The organism is Ruegeria meonggei (assembly GCF_042768335.1).
Taxonomy (GTDB): domain Bacteria; phylum Pseudomonadota; class Alphaproteobacteria; order Rhodobacterales; family Rhodobacteraceae; genus Ruegeria; species Ruegeria meonggei.
Window position 1 is genome coordinate 2,490,550 of record NZ_JAXHBT010000001.1, and the last position, 22,503, is coordinate 2,513,052.

Consider the following 22,503-nt stretch of genomic DNA (forward strand, 5'->3'; position numbering starts at 1 on the left):
CGGCAATTGAGGACAAGACATGACCGTCCCCGCCATTGAGCTCAAAGGGATTTCCAAAGCCTTTGGGCCGGTTCAGGCCAACAAAGACATTTCCATCAGCGTCGCCCCCGGCACGATCCACGGGATCATCGGTGAAAACGGTGCGGGCAAATCCACGTTGATGAGCATTCTCTACGGGTTTTACAAAGCCGACAAAGGCGAAATCTGGATCAAGGGAACCAAGACCGATATCCCTGACAGCCAGGCCGCGATTGCGTCGGGCATCGGTATGGTGTTCCAGCATTTCAAGCTGGTTGAAAACTTCACCGTTTTGGAAAACATCGTTCTGGGGGCCGAAGATGGCGGCTTGCTGGCCCCGTCGCTGTCCAAGGCCCGCAAAGAGTTGAAGGACCTTGAGGAAGAATACGAGCTGTTCGTCGACCCCGACAAACGCATCGACGAGATCGGCGTTGGGATGCAGCAGCGGGTCGAAATCCTGAAGGCGCTGTATCGCAAGGCCGAGATTCTGATTCTGGACGAGCCCACTGGTGTGCTGACCCCGGCCGAGGCCGATCAGCTGTTCCGCATCCTCGACCGTCTGCGGGCCGAGGGCAAAACAATCATCGTCATCACCCACAAGCTGCGTGAGATCATGGAGAACACCGATACTGTCTCGGTCATGCGGCGCGGTCAGATGACGGCAACGGTCAAAACCAATGAAACCAGCCCCGAGGAATTGGCCGAGCTGATGGTGGGTCGCAAGGTTCTGCTGCAGGTCGACAAGGTGCCCGCACAGCCTGGTAAACCGATTCTCGAGGTCGAAAACCTGCGGGTATTCGATTCGGCGGGTGTTGAACGCGTCAAAGGCATCGACCTGACCGTCCGCGCTGGCGAGATCCTTGGCATTGCGGGCGTTGCTGGCAACGGCCAGTCGGAGTTTCTGGAAGTTCTGGGCGGGATGCGTCCGGGTCAGGGCAACATCCGGCTGAACGGCGCGCCATTGGCGCTCAGCGGTGCAGGCTCGGACGGTCAGGCGCGGCGCGCGCAGCACATTGCCCACGTACCCGAGGACCGGCAGCGCGAAGGTCTGATCATGGATTTCCATGCCTGGGAAAACGTGGCCTTCGGCTATCATCGCGACCCGGCCTATCAACGCGGCATCTTTATGGACAACGCCGCCCTGCGCGCCGACACCGAGGCCAAGATCGAAAAATTCGACGTGCGCCCCCCCGATGCCTGGCTGGCGGCCAAGAGCTTCTCGGGTGGTAACCAGCAAAAGATCGTCGTCGCCCGCGAGATTGAGCGGAACCCCGATCTGTTGCTGGTTGGTCAACCAACCCGCGGGGTCGATATCGGCGCCATCGAATTCATTCACAAACAGATCGTCGCGCTGCGCGATCAAGGTAAGGCGATCCTGCTGGTTTCGGTCGAGCTGGAAGAGATCTTCTCACTTTCAGATCGGATCGCGGTGATGTTTGACGGACATGTCATGGGCGAACGCCTGCCCCATGAAACAGACGAAAAAGAACTGGGCCTGCTGATGGCCGGTGTTGCGGGAGAGGCCGCGTAACATGGATAAAATGCCCAAATGGGCCGATGTCGTTCTGATCCCGCTGATCAGCCTTCTGTTGGCCACTATCCTGTCCGCTCTGGTGATCCTCGCCATTGGAGAAAACCCGATTGAGGCGGTGAACCTGATGGTCACCGGCGCGTTGGGATCGACCTATGGCTGGGGCTATACGCTCTATTACGCGACCAATTTCATGTTCACAGGGTTAGCCGTCGCGGTGGCATTCCACGCCCGCATGTTCAATATCGGGGGCGAAGGTCAGGCGATGCTGGGCGGGCTCGGCGTTGCCATCGTTTGCCTGTATGTGCCTTGGCCACATTGGAGCATCGCCTTGCTGGCCGCCTGCGCCGCGTCGATGATCTTTGGGGCGGCCTGGGCTGCAATCCCAGCCTATCTGCAGGCCAAGCGCGGCAGTCATATCGTGATTACGACAATCATGTTCAACTTCATCGCCGCCGCCCTTCTGAATTACATGCTGGTCAACGTGATGCGGCCTCAGGGCTCGCAAGACCCGGCGACAGCACGTTTCCCCGAAGCGGTGCATCTGCCGACCTTCCAGTCCATGTTCTCGACTGCTGAGAACATTGTCTTTCGGGGGGCGCCTGCGAATATTTCGTTCTTTGTGGCCATTCTGGCCTGCTTTGTTGTCTGGGCTCTGATCTGGCGGACCCGGCTGGGATATGAACTGCGCGCCTACGGTCATTCCGAAACCGGTGCGGTCTATGCAGGGATTTCGCCGGTGCGTATCACCATCATCGCCATGCTGATCTCAGGCGCGCTGGCGGGGTTGATGGCCACCAACAACGTGATGGGTGAAGCCGAACGGCTGGTTCTGAATTCGACCGAAGGGGCCGGGTTCATCGGGATTGCTGTTGCGCTGATGGGCCGGTCACATCCCTTCGGAGTGTTCCTGGCCGCGATCCTGTTCGGATTCCTTTATCAGGGCGGTGCCGAACTGGCGTTGTGGACGTCGATCCCGCGCGAATTGATCGTTGTTATTCAGGCGCTGGTGATCCTGTTCACCGGGGCGTTGGACAACATGGTTCGGATGCCGCTTGAAAAGCTGTTTCTCAGCCTGCGGAAGGAGGCCGAGTGATGGAGTTTTTCATAACACTCATCCAGGTTCTCGACTCGACTGTTCGTCTGGCCACCCCGTTGCTGCTGGCGTGTCTGGCTGGGCTCTATTCGGAACGCGCTGGCATTTTCGACATCGGACTGGAAGGCAAGATGCTGATGGCGGCCTTCTTTTCGGCAGCTGTTGCGGCGGTGACGGGCTCGGTCTGGCTGGGGCTGTTGGCTGGCATCGCCTCTTCGCTGGTTCTGTCCGGTTTGCACGGGCTGGCCTCGATCACCTTCAGGGGAAATCAGCTGATTTCAGGGGTTGCGATCAACTTCCTTGCGTCGGGCCTGACCGTACTGATCGCCCAAAGCTGGTTCAAACAAGGAGGTCGCACGCCCTCTTTGTTTGGTGGGGGGCGATTCGAGCCGATCACCTTTCCCTTTGCCAACTCACTGAGCAACGTGCCGATCATCGGGCCAATCTATGCCGAGCTGTTGTCCGGCCACTCGATACTGGTCTATGTCGCATTCCTGATGGTGCCGCTCACCTGGTGGGTTCTGTATCGCACCCGGTTTGGCTTGCGCCTGCGCGCTGTGGGTGAAAATCCGGCGGCTGTGGATACGGCTGGTGTGTCCGTAGTTGGCTTGAGATTCGCTGCTGTTGCCATCTGCGGCGTGCTCTGCGGTATTGCCGGGGCCTATCTGGCCACCGCCTTGCAGGCCGGATTCGTTAAGGAAATGACGGCCGGACGTGGGTTCATCGCGCTGGCCGCGCTGATCTTTGCGAAATGGCGACCGTGGCATGCTATGGGCGCCTGCCTGCTGTTTGGTTTGCTTCAAGCCGTGGCGCTTCGGTTCCAGAACATCGATCTGGGCGGCGTGGTCATTCCGGTGCAGGTCATGGACGCCCTGCCCTATATCCTGACAGTTGTCATTCTGGCCGGATTCGTGGGCAAGGCCATCCCGCCACGGGCGGGGGGCGAGCCTTATGTGAAAGAACGCTGATAGGTCCAGTTTCGAACTCCTTTCAGTCCTGTTCGCTGCGCCGCCGCATGCAGAGTTGATTTTGCATGCGGCAACCGCTCTAAAGGGGTATGCGTATGTTTCCTGCAATAGCCCGCCTCGGAACACAGCTTGCCGGGGTGCCGGAGCCGCAGTGTTGCCTTGCAATTCAGTCAAAACAACGCATTCGACCGTACCAACTGATCAAGGGTCAGCGGTTTAAATCGCACGATCGACAGTCCTCCACCGTGTGGCACAGCGGGTTCACCGCTGTTCGCCGCGCTCAAGCCAAACCATATTTTTCTGAGGCAAGCAGTATTGCAGGGCGCAATGCATCTGGCCTCAATACATAGTCCATCATGCAAATTTACCTTCCCATCGCCGAAGTTTCCGTAAACGCCTTTTTGCTGTTGGGGCTGGGGGGCATGGTTGGCATCCTGTCGGGCATGTTCGGCGTCGGGGGCGGATTTCTGATGACGCCGCTGTTGTTCTTCATTGGCATCCCACCAGCCGTCGCCGTTGCAACCGAGGCCAATCAGATCGTTGCCTCATCCTTTTCCGGCGTGCTGGCGCATTTCCGACGAAAGACGGTGGATCTGAGGATGGGGACGGTCCTGTTGACCGGAGGGTTGATAGGTGCTGCCCTAGGGGTGGTTGTGTTCAATTATCTTAAAAGCCTGGGCCAGGTCGATCTGCTGGTGACGCTTTGCTATGTGGTCTTTCTGGGCGTCGTCGGCGGCCTGATGTTCATCGAAAGCGTGAACGCCCTGCGCAAGTCCCGCAAAGGCACGGCGGGGCCCGCAAAACGGCGCCAGCGCGGCTGGGTTCATTCGATGCCTTTCAAGATGCGCTTTCGCACCTCAGGCCTTTATATCTCGGTCATCCCACCGATGTTGGTGGGGCTGTGTGTCGGGGTTCTGTCCGCGATCATGGGTGTCGGCGGAGGGTTCATCATGGTGCCGGCGATGATCTACCTGTTGGGTATGCCCACCAAGGTTGTTGTCGGGACCTCGCTGTTTCAGATCATCTTCGTGACCGCCTTCACCACGATGCTGCACGCCACCACGAACTATACGGTCGACATCGTTCTGGCCGTTCTGCTGCTGGTGGGTGGCGTCATTGGCGCACAGATCGGCACAGTGATCGGAGCAAGGATGCCAGCAGAACAGCTCCGGGTGCTTCTGGCGGCCTTGGTTCTTGTGGTCTGCGGCAAGCTGGCGTTGGATTTGCTGCTTGAACCGTCCGAGCTCTACTCGCTTGGCAGAGACGGGGGGCACTGATCATGCTGAAACGCCTGATTGCCCTGCTGGCACTGTGCTGCACTCCCGCGCTGGCGGTTGAGGAACAGGTCGTGCTGGGGCTCAGCCAGGACCGGGTTGCTATAACGGCCAATTTCGACGGCTCGGAAATTCTGATTTTTGGCGCCATCAAGCGTGAAGCCCCTATCCCACCGGGTCCCCCACTTGAGGTCATTGTAGCTGTAGCCGGACCTTCGAGCCCTGTAACCGTACGCCGCAAAGAGCGGAAACTGGGCATCTGGGTCAACACCGACAGCGTGCTTGTCGACCTTGCCCCCAGTTTTTACGCTGTCGCTACCAGCGCGCCCCTTGAGGCAATCCTGTCGGGCACCGAAGACCTGCGCTATCGGATATCCATCGAGCGTGCCATCCGCTCGGTCGGGGCAGCGATGCATATCCGGGGCGCGCAGAACTTTGCAGACGCTGTAGTGCGTATCCGCGAGGATGAAGGTCTTTATTCGATCCGCGAAAACACCGTCGCTGTGGACGAGCAGACCCTGTTCCGGACCTCGATTGCGATGCCTGCTGACCTAACCGAAGGGGATTACGTCGCGCGCATCTACCTGACGCGCGGCAAGATGGTTGTCTCGCAGTTCGAAACCACCATCGACGTCCGCAAGGTTGGATTGGAAAGGTTTCTTTACAACATGTCCCGCCAGCAACCCGTCTGGTACGGCCTGATGTCGCTGGTTATTGCGATTGCGGCAGGTTGGAGTGCATCCACGGCCTTCAGGCTGCTGCGTGAGAAGTAACTGCTATCCGCGACCGATGTAGGGCATCGTGGTGGCCATCACAGTCATGAACTGCACGTTGGCCTCAGGCGGCAAATTGGCCATATGCAAGACCGAACGCGCTGCGTCTTCCACTGCCATGGTCGGATCGGGCTGCTGACCAGCGGCCTTGGCGGCGTCGACCAAGCCCTGCACAATCGGCGTGCGCGCATTACCGATGTCAATCTGACCACATGCAATGCCGAAATCCCGCCCGTCCAGGGACAGGCTGCGCGTCAGGCCGGTGATGGCATGTTTGGTGGCCGAATAATGCACCGAGTTCGGACGCGGCACATAAGCAGCGATCGAGCCGTTATTGATGATGCGCCCACCCTGCGGCGTTTGGTGGCGCATGATCCGAAACGCCTCGCGCGCACACAGGAACATACCGTTCAGGTTCACGTTGACGCTGTTGTACCAGTCCTCCAACGCGATCTCGTCAATGGTGCCACCGGGCGCAAATATCCCTGCGTTGTTAAACAGCACGTCCAGGTGACCGGCTGTTTCCTGAAAGGTTGAAAAGGCGGTTAGGATCGCATCAGGGTCCGTCACATCCGCCACCAGTGGAATCGCGTTTGGGTGGCTCTTGGCCATTTCGTTCAGCCTGTCCGCACTGCGCGCCAACAGGCCAACTGTCCAGCCTTCGGTCAGAAACAGCTCGGCCGTAGCGCGACCTATGCCCGAACTTGCCCCTGTGATGATGATGGAAGTCATATTTCTTCGGCCTCAAGGGTCAGAGACGCTGCTGGTGCGGCCCGCAGGTCGTCTACGCGCAGCGGATAGGTGGGCTTGGCCAGACGGTTCCGCACCACCCAGATCAAACGCTCCTGCGCGCGGGTGATGGCCACATATGCCAGCCGTTTCCACAGTGGTTGTCCAGCCTCTGTCCTGCCCATCCGAGCGGCAGCATAGATATCCGGCGCAAAGACCTGAACCGTGTCCCATTGCGACCCTTGCGCCTTATGGATGGTAACGGCGGCCCCATGCAGAAAAGTCGCCCCCATGCGGGCAGCATAGGGAATAAACGGCTCTTCTTCGTCGGGCATTTCGATTTTGACAATCGACGCCGCGCTGACCTGCGGGTCCTCGGCGCCGATCACGTGCAAACGCGAAAACCCCGGCTTGCGTCCAGGTCCCAGGTAAACGACCTGCGCGCCCTTGATCAACCCGCGCGCCTCAAGGTCGAGACGCTTCTTGCGGTGCTTCAGCGGCAGCTCGATACCGTCGCAAATCAGCGGCTCCCCCTCCAGCAGTTCGGTATCCGGTGCGCTATGAACGTTCCGGAACGCCTGGATCAGGCGAATGCGCGTGGCGTTGCGCCAGACCAGAACCGGGCTACGCGCCATCAGGTCGACCTCGACCCGTTGCCCCCATACGACACGATCGTCCTGTCGTGCAGTTTGCTCGACCAGACGTTCAAAATCCTCGAACCCCATCTGAGGGTCCGCCAGCGCATGCGCGAGGTCCAGAATGGGGTTGTCAGCCTGCTGACGGTGGACGCGGTGCAGGATCAGTTTACGCGGGTCCGGCAGCGCCTCGAACACCATACTGCCTGACTGGTTGACCGGCGCCAGCTGCGCCGGATCGCCAAACAGCAAAAGCGTAGGAAAGATTTCCTGCAGGTCTTCGAATTGGCGATCATCCAGCATCGAGGCCTCATCTACAAAGCCAATATCCAGCGGCTCGTCCCGGCGTTTCCAGCCAGTGATGAAATCCGATCCCCGCAACCCGGCAGCCGCCAGCGCGCCGGGGATCGACTTGTTGTTGGCATAAAACGCGGCCGCGCGGTCCAGGGCTTCGTCGGTCAGCCCTTCGATCTCGGGGCGGTCATCGTTCCCGGCCAGCCAGTCAGCAATCCGTTCATATTCGGGGTCATAGACCGGGGTGTAAAGAATACGGTGAATCGTTGTCGCGGGCACACCCCTTAGGCGTAGAACGCTGGCGGCCTTGTTGGTGGGCGCGAGGATAGCCAGGCTGCGTTTATCTCGTGCTTTGCGGCTTTCGAAATCACCGGACACGATCTGCACGCCGGTCTCGGCCAGCGCCTTGTAAAGCTCGGCCAGCAACAAGGTTTTGCCGGATCCCGCCTTGCCGATCACTGCCATGACGCCGGATTTGCCTGCGCCGGGCAGTTTCAAGAGGGCATCATCATCCAGATCGACACCTGCGGTTTTCAGCATCTCTGAGATGCTGTCATAGGCGGCAGCCTGATCGTCCGAGAAGGTCACTGGGGGCAAAGACATAGCGCGACCCTACAGGGCCGCGCCAGCTATCGCCAGATAGGGAATTGAGTTTTCCCGCCCTCTACGCCGACAGCGCGAATCTGTGCTGTCGACCAGTGCCAAAGGCCGTTTTGAACCAGAGCCGCGACAGCTCTCGCGGGATGCCGGCACGTTCGGCCACACGGTTACAATCCGCGGCCGAATAGGGCCAGAGCCCGACAGAAATCCGATCCCGCCCAGAGCCCTCGGCCCCCAGCACCTCGGGCGAAGATCCGATAAGACGATAGATCCGAATCATCCGAGCATCAAATACGCCTGCGATATGGGTCAAGCCGAACCCCTCCATAACCTCGCCACCGCTGAGCATGATAGCCCCGGCGGTATGAGGGCCGGCCGTGCGGGACAGGCAAAACCGCGTCACCTCCCAGATCAGCGGGCTGTTTATCGGGCGGCCGCCGGTCAGGTGGCCGAACACCTCGTTTGTCATTACAGGGCCGGTGGTCGGCAGGATGCGCATCGAGCCCCCATGGCGGCCATCCTCTTCCTCCCAGATGACATAGAGCGGGTTCAGATCGTCATATTGATCCCGCTCTTCCCCTTTCTCGTTTACGTGAACATCCCAGCCCAGCCGGGTTTTGAACTGATCTGCGCGATCCTGAAACATCCCCTCGGCCAAATCCGGAAACTTGTGCAGTTCGTCGGCAAACAAATAGCGCAACATGACTTTTTTCCCCTTGTCGTCCTGTGCAAGAACGAAGGGGGTACGAAGTCATGGTTAATTTCCCGTTTTAAGAACGGACGCGCCTTAAACCACTATTAATCCTCTACTCAGGGCCGTGGCGATCGCATGGGTGGTGTTCTGCGCCCCAAGTTTGGCGCGCGCGCTTTCGATATAAACCCGAAGCGTGTGCTCGGAAATGGAGAGCGAATGCGCCACTTGCGCCCGGCTGTAACCCAAGGCCAGTAGGGTCATAGCGTCCACTTCGCGCGGCGACAGTCCCCGCGGAACATCCGGCCGTCGACTGCGTTCGAATTCCAGTGCTTTGCGATTGAAGAAATGTGCGATCAGAATCAATTCACGCCCATGTGAGTCGATGAATCTCTGCTAGGTCTCGTCGTCACAGGTGTGATTGACTGTGAACAAAGCGAACTGCCCGTTTGGACCACGGATGGGAATCGAATAACCCTGATTGCCGACACCGTGACTTAGCGCATCCTGCAAAAAGGCTTTGGCCACCTTGCCGGACCAGTCCAGCGTTTTCCAGTCAACAGGATGGAACCGCTGGAAGCAGCCTAGAATGACAGGGTCAATGCGATGGTAATTTCGCTCGCGGTACGCTTCGGCCCAGGCATCGGGATAAGTGGTATACCCGTATTGTTCGCCAGCCCCGTCGACCCAATGGTAAATGAGATGTTCGATTTGCAGCCTGTCGCGAATCCGGACGGCGACAGTGCTTAATTCTTCAAGCGTGCTGGTGCTTTCCAAGTCCTCCAGGACCTGGCTCATATCGAGTTTTGTTCCCATCCGCGGGCGCCCGTACCTCAGTCTTCATGGACGCGATTTCCGCCGCCGCGATCAGTTTGGTGTCATCCAACTGCTCGGCAAGCGCAATCAAACCGTTCTCAACCGCGAAGGCGTTGAGGTCCGACAAAACGTCCAGTATCCACTCATTTTTCGCCATCAGGGTCTCTCCGAAACGGTTAACGAAGGGTTAACACAACCATAACATGTACATAGTTTTTTTGACTATTCACTGGTTTCTACTCCCCAAAAATAGGGGGGTCGACATCCGTAAGCCGCTGAAATTACTGCATGTTCTTCCAAATAGAAAACACCCGCGAGTCGAATGGTCGATTCGCGGGTGCAATTAATTATTTTTATTGCTGCTTAGCTGCGCGCTTCCAGAACCTCTTCCAAAGTACGCATTCCGGTCCGCGGTGCCTGAACCAAAACCGACATGTTGCCGGGCTTATGTTCGTTCCGCAGCATCTTCATATGCGCTTCGGGAAGATCGCTCCACGAGAACACCTCGGACATGCAGGGGTCCAGACGGCGCTCGACCATCAGCTGGTTTGCGGCCGCTGCCTGCTTCAGGTGCGCAAAATGCGACCCCTGAAGACGCTTCTGGTGCATCCACATGTAGCGGACGTCAAAGGTCAGATTGTAACCGGTGGTCCCGGCACAGATCACAACCATACCGCCCTTTTTCACCACAAATGTCGACACCGGGAAGGTGCTTTCGCCCGGGTGTTCGAACACCATGTCAACGTTGTTGCCCTTGCCTGTGATGTCCCAGATGGCCTTGCCGAACTTGCGGGCCTCTTTGAACCAGTCGGCATATTCCGGAGTGTTCACCGTCGGCAGCTGACCCCAGCAGTTGAAATCTTTGCGGTTCAGAACGCCCTTGGCACCCAGGTCCATGACAAAGTCACGTTTGCTTTCGTCCGAGATCACACCAATGGCGTTTGCACCGGCTGTATTGATCAGCTGGATCGCGTAAGAGCCCAGACCACCCGACGCCCCCCAGACCAGAACGTTCTGGCCGGGCTTCAGGTCATGCGGCTCGTGACCGAACAGCATCCGGTAGGCCGTGGCCAGTGTCAGCGTGTAACAGGCGCTTTCTTCCCAGGTCAGGTGCTTGGGGCGCGGCATCAGCTGCTGCGCCTGCACATTAGTGAACTGCGCGAACGAGCCATCGGGGGTTTCATAACCCCAGATGCGCTGGCTGTCCGAATACATCGGATCGCCGCCGTTGCAGGCCTCATCATCGCCGTCATCCTGGTTGCAGTGAATCACAACCTCGTCGCCAACTTTCCAGCGCTTGACCTTGTCACCCACAGCCCAAACGATGCCGGACGCATCAGAACCCGCGATGTGGAACGGTTGTCCATGGCCGTCGAACGGGCTGATCGGTTTACCCAGCGACGCCCAGACGCCGTTGTAGTTTACGCCAGCGGCCATCACCAGAACCAGCACTTCGTGGCTGTCCAGCTTGGGTACATCGACCACTTCCAGCTGCATGGCCGTGTTTGGCTCGCCGTGGCGCTCTTTGCGGATGGCCCACGCATACATTTGTTTCGGGACAAAGCCCATCGGAGGGATTTCACCCATCTCATAGAGGTCTTTTTCCGGTGCCTCGTACGACGCGATGCCGCTGTCGGTGTCCAGAGCCATATTGGCCTCCTTTGTTTTAAACGTTTGCCGCGATGCAGAATCGCTTGCCTATTCGATGGAATATGGGCCGAGAAGAAATATTGCAACTGATTTTGACGCCATTTTGTAATTTTATGACCCAGCAGGTGCAGAAATTTCCTTTGCGGTCGCAGCAATCACAAGGGTTTCATTCAATGGCGCTGACGCCGCATAATAATCCAACAGGTCAACTCTTTGACCAGACAGAGTTATTTTTCCACCGTCGCGCCGCAGGATGCGACGGTCAACCAGTTGATCGATGGCAGCCCGTATCGGCACCGGACCGGGGTCCGCGGAAATTCCGTCACGTCGCATCAGCTTGCCAATCAGGTCAACCAAATCGTCTTCGACCCATTCCCTCTTGTCTCGCACCAGCCAGCAGGCAGCGGGTCCGGGGACCAGAGGGATTTCGGCCGCGATACGCCCAATCAGCTCGCGCGCCAGATCCGTCATGAGGTTGCGATCATGATCCGCCCGAAACGTATTCAGCGAGATTGGCTGCCCATATCGGACCGACGCTATCCCGAACCGCTTGTATCGCCCGATTAATCGCTGACCGATCTGTTTCAGAATCCACCACGTGATCACACCAATGCGGGCCCGAAAGCGTCTTTGGTTGCCCAGCGCGGCCTTGGTCAGGATCGTATCTTCAAGAACCCGGTCGTAATTCAATGCAACCGGTACAAAGACAACGTCTCTACCCTCGATCGACGTGCCATCAATGATGTATTTCAGCAGACCTAGCTTTGGACGCCCCAATGCACCGGTCAGGCTAAGCCCGCCTTCGGGGAACATGGCTTGTGTCACCCCGGCCTCGGTCGCGTGTCGCACGTAACAGGCCAGCACTTGCCGGTATAGATCGCTGCCGGATTTGCGGCGAATGAAATACGCTCCCATAGCCCGGATCAGACGGCTGAGAGGCCAGACTCTGGCCCATTCTCCCACCGCGTAAGACAATGCCGATTGCCGCGCCGCCAGATAGGTGACCAGCACGTAGTCCATGTTACTGCGGTGGTTCATGACAAAGACAACTGTCGCTTCGGGGTCAATACCTTTCAGGGCATCTTCGTCTTTATGGCTAAGCCGTACGTCGTAGAACGCATTGCTCAGCATCCGGGCCATGCGGATGGCGATGCTGAAATAGGCGACCGCGGAAAACGACGGAACAATCTCGCGCGCATAGCCGCGCGCCTGTTCAAAAGCCACAGCCTCGGGCATGCCTGTTTCTCGCGCATGCGCCTGCACCGCCTGCCCGACCTGCGGGTCATAGATCAACCGCTGAATCATATCGTGACGCCGCGCCAGCTTGAACGGTTGTATCGGCCGTTGCAGGCGTTGGTTTACCCGTTTGACCGCCCGTTCAAGGCGACGGCGAAAGAACCAGCGCACCGATGGGAACAAGAAATGCGAGGCCAGAGTGACCGCGGCAAACACCACGATCAGCAAAAACAGCCAAAGCGGAAGCTCCACGGTCTGAGTCATTTGCGCACCCTGCCACCAAACGCTGCGTCCTACAATCTGAAGAACCCGATATGCCGCGACGCAGCGAATTGACATATCCCGAAAATTGCGCTTTAGAACCCAAGAACGTAATTTTGTTGCCCACCCCAGATACGAGGCCTCGCTATGACGCAGACGCAGAAAGATCGCCCCTGGCTCATCCGAACCTATGCCGGTCATTCCACCGCAAAAGCTTCGAACGCGCTGTATCGTGGGAACCTGGCGAAAGGTCAAACCGGGCTGTCCGTGGCCTTCGATTTGCCGACTCAAACCGGCTATGACAGCGACCACACGCTGGCCCGAGGTGAGGTTGGCAAGGTAGGCGTGCCTATCGGACATCTAGGTGACATGCGGGTTTTGTTCGATCAGATTCCGTTGGAACAGATGAACACCTCGATGACGATCAACGCCACAGCCCCTTGGTTGCTGGCACTTTACATCGCCGTGGCCGAAGAACAGGGCGCGGACGTGTCGAACCTGCAGGGCACCGTTCAAAACGATCTGATTAAGGAATACCTGAGCCGCGGAACGTATGTCTGCCCGCCGAAACCGTCGCTGAAGATGATCGCCGACGTGGCCGAGTATTGCTATACCAACGTGCCAAAATGGAACCCAATGAACGTGTGTTCCTATCACCTGCAAGAGGCTGGCGCGACGCCCGAGCAGGAACTGTCCTACGCCTTGGCCACAGCGATTGCCGTTCTGGATGAGTTGCGCCCACGGGTGCCGGCCGAGGATTTTCCGGCGCTGTGTGGCCGGATTTCGTTCTTTGTGAACGCCGGCATACGTTTTGTTACCGAAATGTGCAAAATGCGGGCTTTTGTCGACCTTTGGGATGAGATTTTGCAACAACGCTATGGCGTTGAGGATCCCAAATTCCGCCGCTTCCGCTATGGCGTTCAGGTAAACTCGCTGGGTCTGACCGAGCAACAGCCTGAAAACAATGTCTACCGCATCCTGATTGAGATGCTGGCCGTAACACTGTCGAAAAGGGCCCGCGCCCGAGCGGTGCAATTGCCCGCCTGGAACGAGGCGCTGGGATTGCCGCGGCCCTGGGATCAGCAATGGTCGATGCGGATGCAGCAGATTCTGGCCTATGAGACCGACCTGTTGGAATATGGCGATCTGTTTGATGGCAACCCGGCTGTTGATGCCAAGGTTGAAGAGTTGAAAGAAGGCGCGCGTGCGGAGCTGGCAAACCTGGATTCGATGGGCGGCGCTGTCGCTTCGATCGAATACATGAAGTCACGCCTGGTGGATTCGAACGCAGAACGTCTGAACCGGATCGAACGCAACGAAACCATCGTTGTCGGCGTGAATAAATGGACCGAGGGCGAGCCTTCGCCGTTGGAAACCGAAGATGGCGGCATCATGGTCGTCGACCCGGCGGTCGAGCAGGAACAGATTGATCGCCTGAACGAGTGGCGGGCTTCGCGCGATGATGCGGCTGTGGCTACCGCTTTGGCAGCGCTTCGCGAAGCAGCGCAAACCGGCACCAACGTGATGGAGCCGTCGATTGCCGCCGCTAAGGCTGGTGTGACCACCGGAGAATGGGCCGAAGAGATGCGCAAGGTCTATGGCACCTATCGCGGCCCGACCGGCGTGTCCGGCTCGGTTTCAAACAAGACCGAAGGGCTGGAAGATCTGCGTGCTGCCGTGGATACGGTCAGCGATAAGCTGGGGCGCCGCCTGAAGTTCCTGGTCGGCAAACCCGGCCTGGACGGCCACTCAAACGGGGCCGAGCAGATTGCCTTCCGTGCCCGCGACTGTGGCATGGACATCAATTATGAAGGCATCCGCCTGACACCCGAGGAAATCGTTACCGCCGCGATCGAAGACAAGGCCCATGTGATTGGCCTGTCGATCCTGTCGGGCAGCCATATTCCACTGGTGCAGGACGTGATGAACCGTCTGCACGAAGAAGGGCTGGACAATGTTCCGGTGATTGTCGGAGGCATTATCCCGGATGACGATGCGGCCAAGCTAAAAGCAATGGGTGTGGCTGAAATCTACACTCCCAAGAACTTCGAATTGAACACCATAATGGGTGACATCGTAACGCTGGTTGATCCGCAGAATCTCGCTGCTGAATAACAATCGTTCTACTTCGTATATCTCAACATCTATTCCTTTAACAAAAGGGATAGATAAATGCCGTGCGTCGAACTACGGTGCGCTATTGCGTCCACTCATGACGGTTTATCGGAACGGAGAATAACGATGGCGATCAGCCTGGAAAAAATGTCGCGCAAAGACCTGTTGGAATTGCGTAATAACGTTGAAAAAGCGCTAAAAGACGCCGAAAAACGCGAACGCAAAGAAGCCTTGAAAGCAGCCGAAAAAGCGGCGGCCGAATTTGGGTTTTCACTGTCTGAGTTATCAGAGGTCAGCGGCGGGGCCAGTAAAGGTCGAAAAGCAAACGCAAAATACAAAAACCCAGCCAATCCGGATCAAACTTGGTCGGGTCGCGGGCGCAAACCGCAATGGATTCACGACGCCCTGAAATCGGGTGCCGACATTTCAGATTTGGAAATCTGACAGGAATTGGTGTCAAAATGACAATTCACATCGGTGCTGAAAAAGGCGAAATCGCTGAAACCGTTTTATTGCCTGGTGACCCCTATCGTGCGAAATGGGCAGCTGAAACGTTTTTGAATGACGTCAAGCTGGTCAATAACGTGCGCGGGATGCTGGGTTTTACCGGAACCTGGCGCGGAAATCCGGTTACAATTCAGGGCAGCGGCATGGGAATGCCGTCCCTGTCGATCTATGTGAACGAACTGATCCGGGATTACGGGGCCAAAACCCTGATCAGAATTGGGTCTTGTGGGGGTATGCAGGACAGCGTCAATGTTCGCGATGTCATTCTCGCGATGACATCAACAACGCTCAGCACCCCGTCGCGCGGTATCCTGAAAGAGTTGAACTTTGCGCCCTGCGCGGATTGGGGTCTTCTGCAAGCCGCCGCCACGGCCGCTGCTGCCAAGGGTACGCCAACACATATTGGCGGGATTTATTCCTCGGACGTGTTCTATGACGAACGATCCGATCTGAACGAGCAGATGGTGCGGCACGGCATCCTCGGGGTCGAGATGGAGGCCGCCGAGCTTTACATCCTTGCCGCACGTCACAAATGCCGGGCGTTGGCGGTGCTGACCGTTTCCGATCACCTTCTCACTGGTGAGGCCCTGCCCGCGTCCGAACGCGAAAGCAGCTTTGGCGATATGGTCGAGATTGCACTGCAGGCCGCCTTTCCGGGCTAAGCCCAAACACGGACCGGGCGGGCGACCGCCCTACTCCGTCAGGGCTTTCGGTTCAGGCACTGGGTCGGGGCGTCTTCGCCTTTCTGTTGCGCGCCGCAATAGGTACAGGTCCAAAACCCTTCTTTGCGGTGCTGCCGCCACCGGCAGTCCCGCGTCAAAGAGGATGTGCGCGCGCGCCAGGCAAAATAGGCGAACACTCCGACAAGCAGTAAAAGCAACAAAACGGGCATGCCAGTGCAGTGCCCGCTTTGGTCAAAATTTACAAGTGCAGGAAGATAAGATCAGGCGGCGTTCGCGTATTCGAACAGCTCTGGTTCCCGCTGCGCATCCGTTTGTGGCGTGTCCGGGGTGTAATAGGCCCAAGCCTGTCCCAGCAGTTCCAGCGCTTCAGCTGCTTTTGTTTTGGTATCTGCGTGTTGTGTCTGCATCGGAGCGATTCCGTCTTGGTTTCATCACTCCTCCCTGTTCGAACCATACATTCGAACAGGTTTGATCACATTGGATAGTTTCGCATTCTTGCCATGCGCTGACCGCAAGACGGCCGAAGCAACCAGGTTCAGACGGCGCGTTCGACCATCATCTTTTTGATCTCGGCAATCGCCTTGGCCGGGTTCAGACCCTTCGGACAGGTCTTGGCGCAGTTCATGATCGTGTGGCAACGGTACAGTTTGAATGGGTCTTCCAGCTCATCCAAACGCTCACCCGTTGCTTCATCCCGGCTGTCTATGATCCAGCGATAGGCATGCAACAAGGCGGCGGGGCCGAGATATCGATCGCCGTTCCACCAGTAACTCGGACACGAGGTCGAGCAGCTGGCGCACATCACACATTCATACAGACCGTCCAGTTTCTTGCGATCTTCAATGGACTGCTTCCATTCCTTTGCCGGACGGTTGGTCTTGGTCTCGAGCCACGGCATGATCGAGGCGTGCTGGGCGTAGAAGTGTGTCAGATCCGGGATCAGGTCCTTGACCACCGGCATATGCGGCAGCGGATAGATTTTCACATCGCCCTTGATCTCATCCATGCCGTAGATACAGGCCAGAGTATTGATCCCGTCGATATTCATCGCGCAAGACCCGCAGATACCTTCGCGGCAGGACCGGCGAAAGGTCAGGGTCGGATCAATCTCATTCTTGATCTTGATCAGCGCGTCCAGAACCATCGGACCGCAGCTGTCCATATCGACGAAATAGGTGTCCACCCGCGGGTTCTGCCCATCTTCGGGGTTCCAGCGATAGATCTGAAACTTGCGAACAGTGCCGGAGCCTTCGGGCTTGGGCCAGGTTTTGCCGGTGGTGATCCGGGAATTCTTTGGGAGAGTCAGTTGTACCACGTTAGAAACCTCCGGAAGGGTATGGACCGATTGAAAAAGAAACCAACCCGCATGAAACTGAAAAAACAGATTTCGTCGGGACATGCATTTGACGAGTCATACTTCGCCTCCAACTTCGACTGGTTGTTCGCGGTTCTCGGCCAATTGATGGAAGACACACAAAATTTTCGTTGCTCGCTCTGTGAAGGAATGCCGCTCCTGCATAAGCTTGGCAAACTCAAGACGCTTTTTGCGCGTTGCATCAGTTTCCGATAACGCCGCTTTCACCACCTTGTTAAAGCTTTCCTCGTCTTCAAAAAGGTAAACGAATTCACGAAGATCTGCCGGCAACCACGCGACATCATCGGAAACCGGAACCGCACCACACGCTAGCGTGTCGAAAATTCTATTCGAGACTTGTCCGTTTTCTTTCATCTGAGGCGTGTGGTCGTTCAGCACAATGTCTGCCTTGGTGTACACCTCTGACAGACCAGAGTTGTCTATCCCATCTGCGCAAAGATACTTCTCGAATTCAGTACCTTTCCAGCCCGGTCCCCAAATTTTCAAATCGCGCCCTGATCGTGCTGCATAGGCAGATGAGGGGCGTTCGAATCCAGACCTGTTTCTTCCAACGAATACCAATCCGTCACCGCGAAGAGACTGGCGTGGCCGCATTATTTCGGAATCGAATCCTTGTGGCAAAAGCGATGACTTTTCTGCGTACTCAGTTGACAGCGCTTCTTCATACATTTTGCCTGATGCCAAAAACACGTGATCGGCCTGTGCAAAGTTTGTTGGCCGCATTCTTTTTGAGATCGACCAGAAGACGCATGTTCTACCAGGTTGCTTGCTGAAATTTGCGCGCCCTCGCAGCACAATGTCCAGCCCTCCTGGATTGCTGTTTGCGTACCATTCGTCCTGAGGGTCAATCGAAGTACGATATCCCATTCGGGAAAACGCTTTCGCCAAACCAAGCGCAAAATAATAGTCGCCCCAATCGCCCAAAACTTCGCGATTTGGCGCCGCGACCTTAATCGCTATATCTGGGTTTTGGTCCCAGCCTTCGGCTAATAATCGGGGGCAAGAAGAACCCCACCTACTTTCAACCGCAGAAACTATATCCAGCGCATCAAAGTACCTTGCGCTTCCGTAATCATCGAGATCTATGGAAACAAACTCTGAGAGGATGTCGTCATACGCATCGGACAAAACAGAGTTGTTGGCATCAAGCCCTGTCACAATCACAAGGCCCGTCGGCGCACAGTCGACAACTTCCAACTCCAAATCTGGCCTGTACTTTTGGAGGATCGGAACAATTTTCCAGACATCACCTGTCCAGCTCTGTGTTTCCCGTTGTCTTTTGGTGATGGCATTATTCCAGGGCACACAATCATGCATGACAATCACGCTTTCGCGTGAACACTGGCGTTCGGTATTGATAAAATCCCTGAGGAGAAACTCCATCAGATGCATGCCGTCAAGGAAAGCCAGATCAATTTTTGCGCCCAAAGTCGTCAGATGGTCTGAGGCAAAGAACTCGTCGCTTTCACATTGAAACAGATGAAGCTCGGGTTTTGGTCCAATCACCTCATGCCGGACTGCGAAAACAGGATCTACTGATATCGACTTTGAGTGGCTTAGCCTCAGACTGGCTCCGGTCTGCGTGCCGATTTCAAAATACCATTCAGGCTTTAGCGTCAGATGCAAACGCTTGAGAAACTCAAGATAATGCAGCCCGTCCGCAAGGCGGAAACCGTCTTGTGCCAATTCAGCCATTTCCGCCCTCCTTCGTTTTGCTGTCACTCCAATGGCGCAATACTGCACTCATACTAAGTGTTGCGTCCAATTAGAAAGTCCGTGCTTTGGGCGCGATTTTCTTGAGGCTGATGCCGCCTTCGGCTTCGGTGCTGAGCGGATCGACGATCACCGGGCGATAGCTGAGGTCAACCTTGTTGCCCTCGACCCGTGACACGGTGTGGACGCGCCAGTTCTCGTCGTCGCGTTCGGCAAAATCCTCGTGCGCGTGGGCGCCGCGAGATTCTTTGCGTGCCTCAGCACCAACGATAGTGGCCAATGCGCTTGGCATCAGGTTGGTCAGCTCCAGCGTCTCCATCAGGTCGCTGTTCCAGACCATTGACCGGTCCGAGACTTTGATGTCGTCCATCTTGGCGGCAATCGCCGTCATCTTCTCGACACCTTCGGCCATGGTTTTGGCGGTTCGGAACACGGCCGCGTCTTCTTGCATGGTCTTTTGCATCTCAAGCCGCAGGTCCGCAGTCGGGACCGATCCGCTGGCGTTGCGCACGGCATCAAACCGATCAAACGCAGCATCGACCGATGTCTGGTTCAGAACCGGGTTCGAGGCCTCGGCATCGACAACCTTACCGGCCCGGATTGCAGCCGCTCGGCCAAAGACCACAAGGTCGATCAGCGAATTTGAACCCAGACGGTTTGCGCCATGGACAGAAGCACAACCGGCCTCACCCACGGCCATCAGGCCAGGAACTACGCCGGTCGGATTGTCAGCGGTCGGATTCAGGACCTCACCCCAATAGTTGGTTGGGATACCGCCCATGTTGTAATGTACAGTCGGTAAAACCGGGATTGGTTCCCTGGTCACGTCCACACCCGCAAACACGCGCGCGGATTCCGAAATCCCTGGCAGACGCTCCGCCAGAGCCTCAGACGGCAGGTGGCTGAGGTTCAAGTGAATATGATCGCCACCGTCTCCGTGACCTCGGCCTTCTCGGATCTCCATGGTCATCGAACGCGAGACATAGTCACGTGGCGCAAGATCCTTGTATTGGGGCGCATAACGCTCCATGAACCGCTCACCTTCCGAGTTGGTCAGATAACCGCCCTCACCACGTGCGCCCTCGGTGATCAAACAACCCGAGCCGTAAATGCCGGTTGGGTGGAACTGCACAAACTCCATGTCCTGCAGGGCCAGACCGGCACGGGCCACCATACCACCACCGTCGCCAGTGCAAGTGTGGGCTGAGGTGGCGCTGAAATAGGCACGGCCATAACCGCCGGTTGCCAGCACCACCATCTTGGCGTTGAAGACATGCATGGTGCCGTCGTCCAGCTTCCAGCACACGACACCCTGACATTGCCCGTCCTCGGACATGATCAGGTCGATGGCAAAATACTCGATATAGAACTCGGCGTTGTTTTTCAGCGACTGGCCATAGAGCGTATGCAGGATCGCGTGGCCGGTCCGGTCAGCGGCGGCACAGGTGCGCTGCACCGCTGGGCCTTCACCGAACTCGGTGGTATGGCCACCGAAAGGACGCTGATAGATCTTGCCTTCTTCGGTCCGGCTGAAGGGCACACCGTAATGTTCCAGCTCGTACACGGCCTTAGGGGCCTCACGCGCCAGATACTCCATCGCATCGGTGTCACCCAACCAGTCCGAACCCTTGACGGTATCGTACATGTGCCACTGCCAGTGGTCCGGGCCCATGTTCGACAAGGACGCGGCAATGCCGCCTTGCGCCGCAACAGTGTGCGAACGTGTCGGGAAAACCTTGGTCACACAAGCTGTGCGCAACCCTTGTTCCGCCATGCCCAGGGTGGCCCGCAGACCTGCCCCACCGGCGCCGACAACGACCACGTCATATTCGTGTGTTTCGTATTCGTATGCAGCCATTTCTTTCAGCTCCGGGAATTAGAGGGCAATGCGCGCGATGGCGAACAGTCCGGCGGCAGCAGCGCCGTAAGACAAGCAGGTGACAAGGATGATCAGAACCTTTTCCATGGTGCCATGGACATAGTCCTCAAGCATCACCTGCGCACCTTCGGCAAAGTGTTTGAAACCGATAAGCAGCGTCAGCGCGGCGACAATCGCCGGGAAGGGGCGCGAATAATAGTCCAGCACCAAGTCAAAGGGCTGCCCTAGCACCGGACCGAATGTGAAGATGAACAGCGGAACAAGGATCAGCAAAGCCACCGAGGTGACTTTCATCCGCCAGAAATGTGCTGTTCCGGATTTTGCAGAGCCCAACCCGGTCGCACGTTTACGGTCTGTCAAATAACGCATGTCAGCCCTCCCTTACGCGACGATCAGCAAGGTGATCGCGGTCAGAACGACCGAACCGATCACAACCGCCCAACCCAGCTTTTCCGCAATGGGCAGGTCCAGCCCGTACCCGTTGTCCCAGATCAAGTGCCGGACACCAGCCAGGGTGTGATACCACAGCCCCCAAAGCGACAGCGCCATAACCAGATCACCCAGAACCGAAGTAAGCCACCAGTTTGCGCGTTCAAAAGCCTCGGGCGAGGTGGCCGCAGCCAGAAACCACCAGACAATCAACAATGCCGCCACAAGCAGGGCGTTTCCGGTAATGCGCGTCAGGATGGATGTGATCGAGGTCAGCTGAGGACGATAGATCGACAGATGCGGCGATAACGGGCGGTTGCCCCGATTGACATCGGCCATGGCGGCTCCTTTTCGGTTGGCTTCCGAAGGTTTTACTGTTTTTTGCCTCTCTGTCACGTGCTGCAGATGCAAAAAAGCCGATAATTGCTGCAAAATCACGGATATTGCACGATTGTGATCACACAAAATCACCCCGTGATCACAAATAAAACTGAGTTCGTCAGATGTTAGCGCCTACACGGCGAATCTGTGATCGGCCTAGTCAAGACCGGCAGTCTGCTGTGTGACCTCGCGCAACAACTTTTTACGAATTCGTTCCGGGTAATCCGCGAAACCAGTGGCTGAAACCACGAATGCGCCCTCGCCCACGATAACGTTTTCAAAGAAATAGGCAGTCAGGTCCGGTTCGCTTTCCTCAATGGCAATTGCGTTCACTGTCACGCCCTTGGTGCGCAGTGTCGCGTGCAATTCCGAGGGCTCAACCCCTTCGTTGGAAACCCCATCGCCGGAAATATCGATCAGATGACGTTTGCAGTTCTTCACGCTGTCAAAACTGGACATCGTCATCTCCAGCGCTTCACCGATTGCGGTTGAGAAATTGCGCCAAACCCTGGGGTCCCTGGCAACCTGATCGGCAAACCGGTCAAGCGTTTCAAAACTGTCAATATGGGTCCAGGGGACAGTGATCTTTTGACGCGAAGAGCCCGTCCATTGCACCAGCATCAGCCGCGCCTCGCCGCGCAGCAGCGCCTCGGACACGATGGGATCGCGCAGCCCTGCGGCCAGACCGTCCATTTGAATTCTGTATTCAGTTGAATCAACCGAGCCCGACACATCCACCGCCAGCGCCAGCGCAAGGTCGCAGGCCATAGCGGGCGGGGTCAGGCAAAGGCAGGCAGCAATGGAACGGAACAAGACCATGATCGCAGCCTAGCACGAATGTCACGGGCC

General features: G+C 57.1%; 22 protein-coding genes and 1 pseudogene. 8 read left to right on the forward strand and 15 right to left on the reverse strand.

Annotation, left to right across the window (positions count from 1 at the left end):
- Positions 1–19: 19 nt before the first annotated feature.
- From SJY13_RS12205 to SJY13_RS12225, 5 genes are all read left to right on the forward strand, one after another.
- Entirely contained in the window at positions 20–1,549 is a 1,530-nt protein-coding gene (locus SJY13_RS12205) for an ABC transporter ATP-binding protein (protein WP_377191250.1), read from the forward strand.
- Position 1,550: 1 nt separating this feature from the next.
- Entirely contained in the window at positions 1,551–2,645 is a 1,095-nt protein-coding gene (locus SJY13_RS12210; RefSeq protein ID WP_377191251.1) for an ABC transporter permease, read from the forward strand.
- On the forward strand, positions 2,645–3,613 hold the full coding sequence (locus tag SJY13_RS12215) for an ABC transporter permease (RefSeq protein ID WP_377191252.1): 969 nt from the start codon (positions 2,645–2,647) through the stop codon (positions 3,611–3,613). The genes SJY13_RS12210 and SJY13_RS12215 overlap by 1 nt, the downstream gene beginning before the upstream one ends.
- Before the next feature lie 356 nt (positions 3,614–3,969).
- Positions 3,970–4,890, forward strand: coding sequence for a sulfite exporter TauE/SafE family protein (locus SJY13_RS12220; protein WP_085822890.1), 921 nt, complete (start codon positions 3,970–3,972; stop codon positions 4,888–4,890).
- A gap of 2 nt (positions 4,891–4,892) precedes the next feature.
- A complete protein-coding gene (locus SJY13_RS12225) occupies positions 4,893–5,660 on the forward strand; it encodes a TIGR02186 family protein (protein ID WP_085822891.1) in 768 nt (255 codons plus the stop codon).
- A 3-nt stretch (positions 5,661–5,663) separates the two neighbouring features.
- On the opposite strand, the gene SJY13_RS12230 is transcribed toward SJY13_RS12225, so the two are convergent.
- The 7 genes and pseudogenes from SJY13_RS12230 to SJY13_RS12260 all read right to left on the reverse strand — a co-directional run bounded on the left by SJY13_RS12230 (position 5,664) and on the right by SJY13_RS12260 (position 12,575).
- Complete coding sequence (locus SJY13_RS12230) at positions 5,664–6,392, reverse strand: SDR family oxidoreductase (RefSeq protein ID WP_377191253.1); 729 nt, start codon at positions 6,390–6,392, stop codon at positions 5,664–5,666.
- Positions 6,389–7,921 carry an ATP-dependent DNA helicase gene (locus SJY13_RS12235; protein WP_377191254.1) on the reverse strand — a complete coding sequence of 511 codons (1,533 nt, stop codon included), beginning with the start codon at positions 7,919–7,921 and terminating at the stop codon, positions 6,389–6,391. The genes SJY13_RS12230 and SJY13_RS12235 overlap by 4 nt, the downstream gene beginning before the upstream one ends.
- A 61-nt stretch (positions 7,922–7,982) precedes the next feature.
- Positions 7,983–8,621 carry an acyl-homoserine-lactone synthase gene (locus SJY13_RS12240; RefSeq protein WP_377191255.1) on the reverse strand — a complete coding sequence of 213 codons (639 nt, stop codon included), beginning with the start codon at positions 8,619–8,621 and terminating at the stop codon, positions 7,983–7,985.
- Positions 8,622–8,705: 84 nt separating this feature from the next.
- A pseudogene (locus tag SJY13_RS12245) lies at positions 8,706–9,425 on the reverse strand (helix-turn-helix transcriptional regulator).
- The gene (locus tag SJY13_RS12250) at positions 9,364–9,582 is read right to left on the reverse strand and encodes a hypothetical protein (protein ID WP_143534886.1); all 219 of its coding nucleotides are present in this window, start codon (positions 9,580–9,582) and stop codon (positions 9,364–9,366) included. The pseudogene SJY13_RS12245 and the gene SJY13_RS12250 overlap by 62 nt, the downstream one beginning before the upstream one ends.
- Before the next feature lie 206 nt (positions 9,583–9,788).
- On the reverse strand, positions 9,789–11,075 hold the full coding sequence (gene ccrA / locus SJY13_RS12255) for a crotonyl-CoA carboxylase/reductase (RefSeq protein ID WP_377191256.1): 1,287 nt from the start codon (positions 11,073–11,075) through the stop codon (positions 9,789–9,791).
- A 111-nt stretch (positions 11,076–11,186) separates the two neighbouring features.
- Entirely contained in the window at positions 11,187–12,575 is a 1,389-nt protein-coding gene (locus tag SJY13_RS12260; RefSeq protein WP_377191257.1) for a 1-acyl-sn-glycerol-3-phosphate acyltransferase, read from the reverse strand.
- Positions 12,576–12,704: 129 nt separating this feature from the next.
- Between SJY13_RS12260 and SJY13_RS12265 the strand changes: the two genes are divergently transcribed.
- The 3 genes from SJY13_RS12265 (at position 12,705) to deoD (ending at position 15,856) form a co-directional block, all read left to right on the forward strand.
- Positions 12,705–14,687: a methylmalonyl-CoA mutase family protein gene (locus tag SJY13_RS12265; RefSeq protein ID WP_377193629.1), complete on the forward strand. Its 1,983-nt coding sequence runs from the start codon at positions 12,705–12,707 to the stop codon at positions 14,685–14,687.
- Positions 14,688–14,813: 126 nt separating this feature from the next.
- Positions 14,814–15,131 carry an H-NS histone family protein gene (locus SJY13_RS12270; protein WP_085822899.1) on the forward strand — a complete coding sequence of 106 codons (318 nt, stop codon included), beginning with the start codon at positions 14,814–14,816 and terminating at the stop codon, positions 15,129–15,131.
- 17 nt (positions 15,132–15,148) lie between these two features.
- Positions 15,149–15,856: a purine-nucleoside phosphorylase gene (gene deoD / locus SJY13_RS12275; RefSeq protein ID WP_377191258.1), complete on the forward strand. Its 708-nt coding sequence runs from the start codon at positions 15,149–15,151 to the stop codon at positions 15,854–15,856.
- A gap of 38 nt (positions 15,857–15,894) precedes the next feature.
- Here the strand turns inward: deoD and SJY13_RS12280 are convergent, their stop codons facing one another.
- From SJY13_RS12280 to SJY13_RS12315, 8 genes are all read right to left on the reverse strand, one after another.
- Positions 15,895–16,086 (reverse strand): hypothetical protein, encoded by a 192-nt coding sequence (locus SJY13_RS12280; protein ID WP_085822901.1) that lies wholly within the window; start codon positions 16,084–16,086, stop codon positions 15,895–15,897.
- A 51-nt stretch (positions 16,087–16,137) separates the two neighbouring features.
- A complete protein-coding gene (locus SJY13_RS12285; RefSeq protein WP_377191259.1) occupies positions 16,138–16,284 on the reverse strand; it encodes a hypothetical protein in 147 nt (48 codons plus the stop codon).
- Positions 16,285–16,412: 128 nt separating this feature from the next.
- Positions 16,413–17,192, reverse strand: a complete 780-nt coding sequence (locus SJY13_RS12290) for a succinate dehydrogenase iron-sulfur subunit (protein WP_377191260.1) — start codon at positions 17,190–17,192, stop codon at positions 16,413–16,415.
- A 96-nt stretch (positions 17,193–17,288) separates the two neighbouring features.
- The gene (locus SJY13_RS12295) at positions 17,289–18,947 is read right to left on the reverse strand and encodes a glycosyltransferase family protein (protein ID WP_377191261.1); all 1,659 of its coding nucleotides are present in this window, start codon (positions 18,945–18,947) and stop codon (positions 17,289–17,291) included.
- 70 nt (positions 18,948–19,017) lie between these two features.
- Complete coding sequence (sdhA, locus tag SJY13_RS12300; RefSeq protein WP_377191262.1) at positions 19,018–20,823, reverse strand: succinate dehydrogenase flavoprotein subunit; 1,806 nt, start codon at positions 20,821–20,823, stop codon at positions 19,018–19,020.
- A gap of 18 nt (positions 20,824–20,841) precedes the next feature.
- Entirely contained in the window at positions 20,842–21,213 is a 372-nt protein-coding gene (gene sdhD / locus SJY13_RS12305) for a succinate dehydrogenase, hydrophobic membrane anchor protein (protein WP_377191263.1), read from the reverse strand.
- Between the two features lie 12 nt (positions 21,214–21,225).
- Positions 21,226–21,612 (reverse strand): succinate dehydrogenase, cytochrome b556 subunit, encoded by a 387-nt coding sequence (sdhC, locus tag SJY13_RS12310; RefSeq protein WP_377191264.1) that lies wholly within the window; start codon positions 21,610–21,612, stop codon positions 21,226–21,228.
- A 198-nt stretch (positions 21,613–21,810) separates the two neighbouring features.
- Complete coding sequence (locus SJY13_RS12315; RefSeq protein ID WP_085822908.1) at positions 21,811–22,473, reverse strand: DUF1194 domain-containing protein; 663 nt, start codon at positions 22,471–22,473, stop codon at positions 21,811–21,813.
- Between the last annotated feature and the right edge of the window lie 30 nt (positions 22,474–22,503).

Bases quoted from the DNA above. Each gene is read 5' to 3' on its own strand.
- SJY13_RS12205 (WP_377191250.1), top strand. From the start codon at position 20: ATGACCGTCCCCGCCATTGAGCTCAAAGGGATTTCCAAAGCCTTTGGG.
- SJY13_RS12210 (WP_377191251.1), top strand. From the start codon at position 1,551: ATGGATAAAATGCCCAAATGGGCCGATGTCGTTCTGATCCCGCTGATC.
- SJY13_RS12215 (WP_377191252.1), top strand. From the start codon at position 2,645: ATGGAGTTTTTCATAACACTCATCCAGGTTCTCGACTCGACTGTTCGT.
- SJY13_RS12220 (WP_085822890.1), top strand. From the start codon at position 3,970: ATGCAAATTTACCTTCCCATCGCCGAAGTTTCCGTAAACGCCTTTTTG.
- SJY13_RS12225 (WP_085822891.1), top strand. From the start codon at position 4,893: ATGCTGAAACGCCTGATTGCCCTGCTGGCACTGTGCTGCACTCCCGCG.
- SJY13_RS12230 (WP_377191253.1), bottom strand. From the start codon at position 6,392: ATGACTTCCATCATCATCACAGGGGCAAGTTCGGGCATAGGTCGCGCT.
- SJY13_RS12235 (WP_377191254.1), bottom strand. From the start codon at position 7,921: ATGTCTTTGCCCCCAGTGACCTTCTCGGACGATCAGGCTGCCGCCTAT.
- SJY13_RS12240 (WP_377191255.1), bottom strand. From the start codon at position 8,621: ATGTTGCGCTATTTGTTTGCCGACGAACTGCACAAGTTTCCGGATTTG.
- SJY13_RS12250 (WP_143534886.1), bottom strand. From the start codon at position 9,582: ATGGCGAAAAATGAGTGGATACTGGACGTTTTGTCGGACCTCAACGCC.
- ccrA (WP_377191256.1), bottom strand. From the start codon at position 11,075: ATGGCTCTGGACACCGACAGCGGCATCGCGTCGTACGAGGCACCGGAA.
- SJY13_RS12260 (WP_377191257.1), bottom strand. From the start codon at position 12,575: ATGACTCAGACCGTGGAGCTTCCGCTTTGGCTGTTTTTGCTGATCGTG.
- SJY13_RS12270 (WP_085822899.1), top strand. From the start codon at position 14,814: ATGGCGATCAGCCTGGAAAAAATGTCGCGCAAAGACCTGTTGGAATTG.
- deoD (WP_377191258.1), top strand. From the start codon at position 15,149: ATGACAATTCACATCGGTGCTGAAAAAGGCGAAATCGCTGAAACCGTT.
- SJY13_RS12280 (WP_085822901.1), bottom strand. From the start codon at position 16,086: ATGCCCGTTTTGTTGCTTTTACTGCTTGTCGGAGTGTTCGCCTATTTT.
- SJY13_RS12285 (WP_377191259.1), bottom strand. From the start codon at position 16,284: ATGCAGACACAACACGCAGATACCAAAACAAAAGCAGCTGAAGCGCTG.
- SJY13_RS12295 (WP_377191261.1), bottom strand. From the start codon at position 18,947: ATGGCTGAATTGGCACAAGACGGTTTCCGCCTTGCGGACGGGCTGCAT.
- sdhA (WP_377191262.1), bottom strand. From the start codon at position 20,823: ATGGCTGCATACGAATACGAAACACACGAATATGACGTGGTCGTTGTC.
- sdhD (WP_377191263.1), bottom strand. From the start codon at position 21,213: ATGCGTTATTTGACAGACCGTAAACGTGCGACCGGGTTGGGCTCTGCA.
- sdhC (WP_377191264.1), bottom strand. From the start codon at position 21,612: ATGGCCGATGTCAATCGGGGCAACCGCCCGTTATCGCCGCATCTGTCG.
- SJY13_RS12315 (WP_085822908.1), bottom strand. From the start codon at position 22,473: ATGGTCTTGTTCCGTTCCATTGCTGCCTGCCTTTGCCTGACCCCGCCC.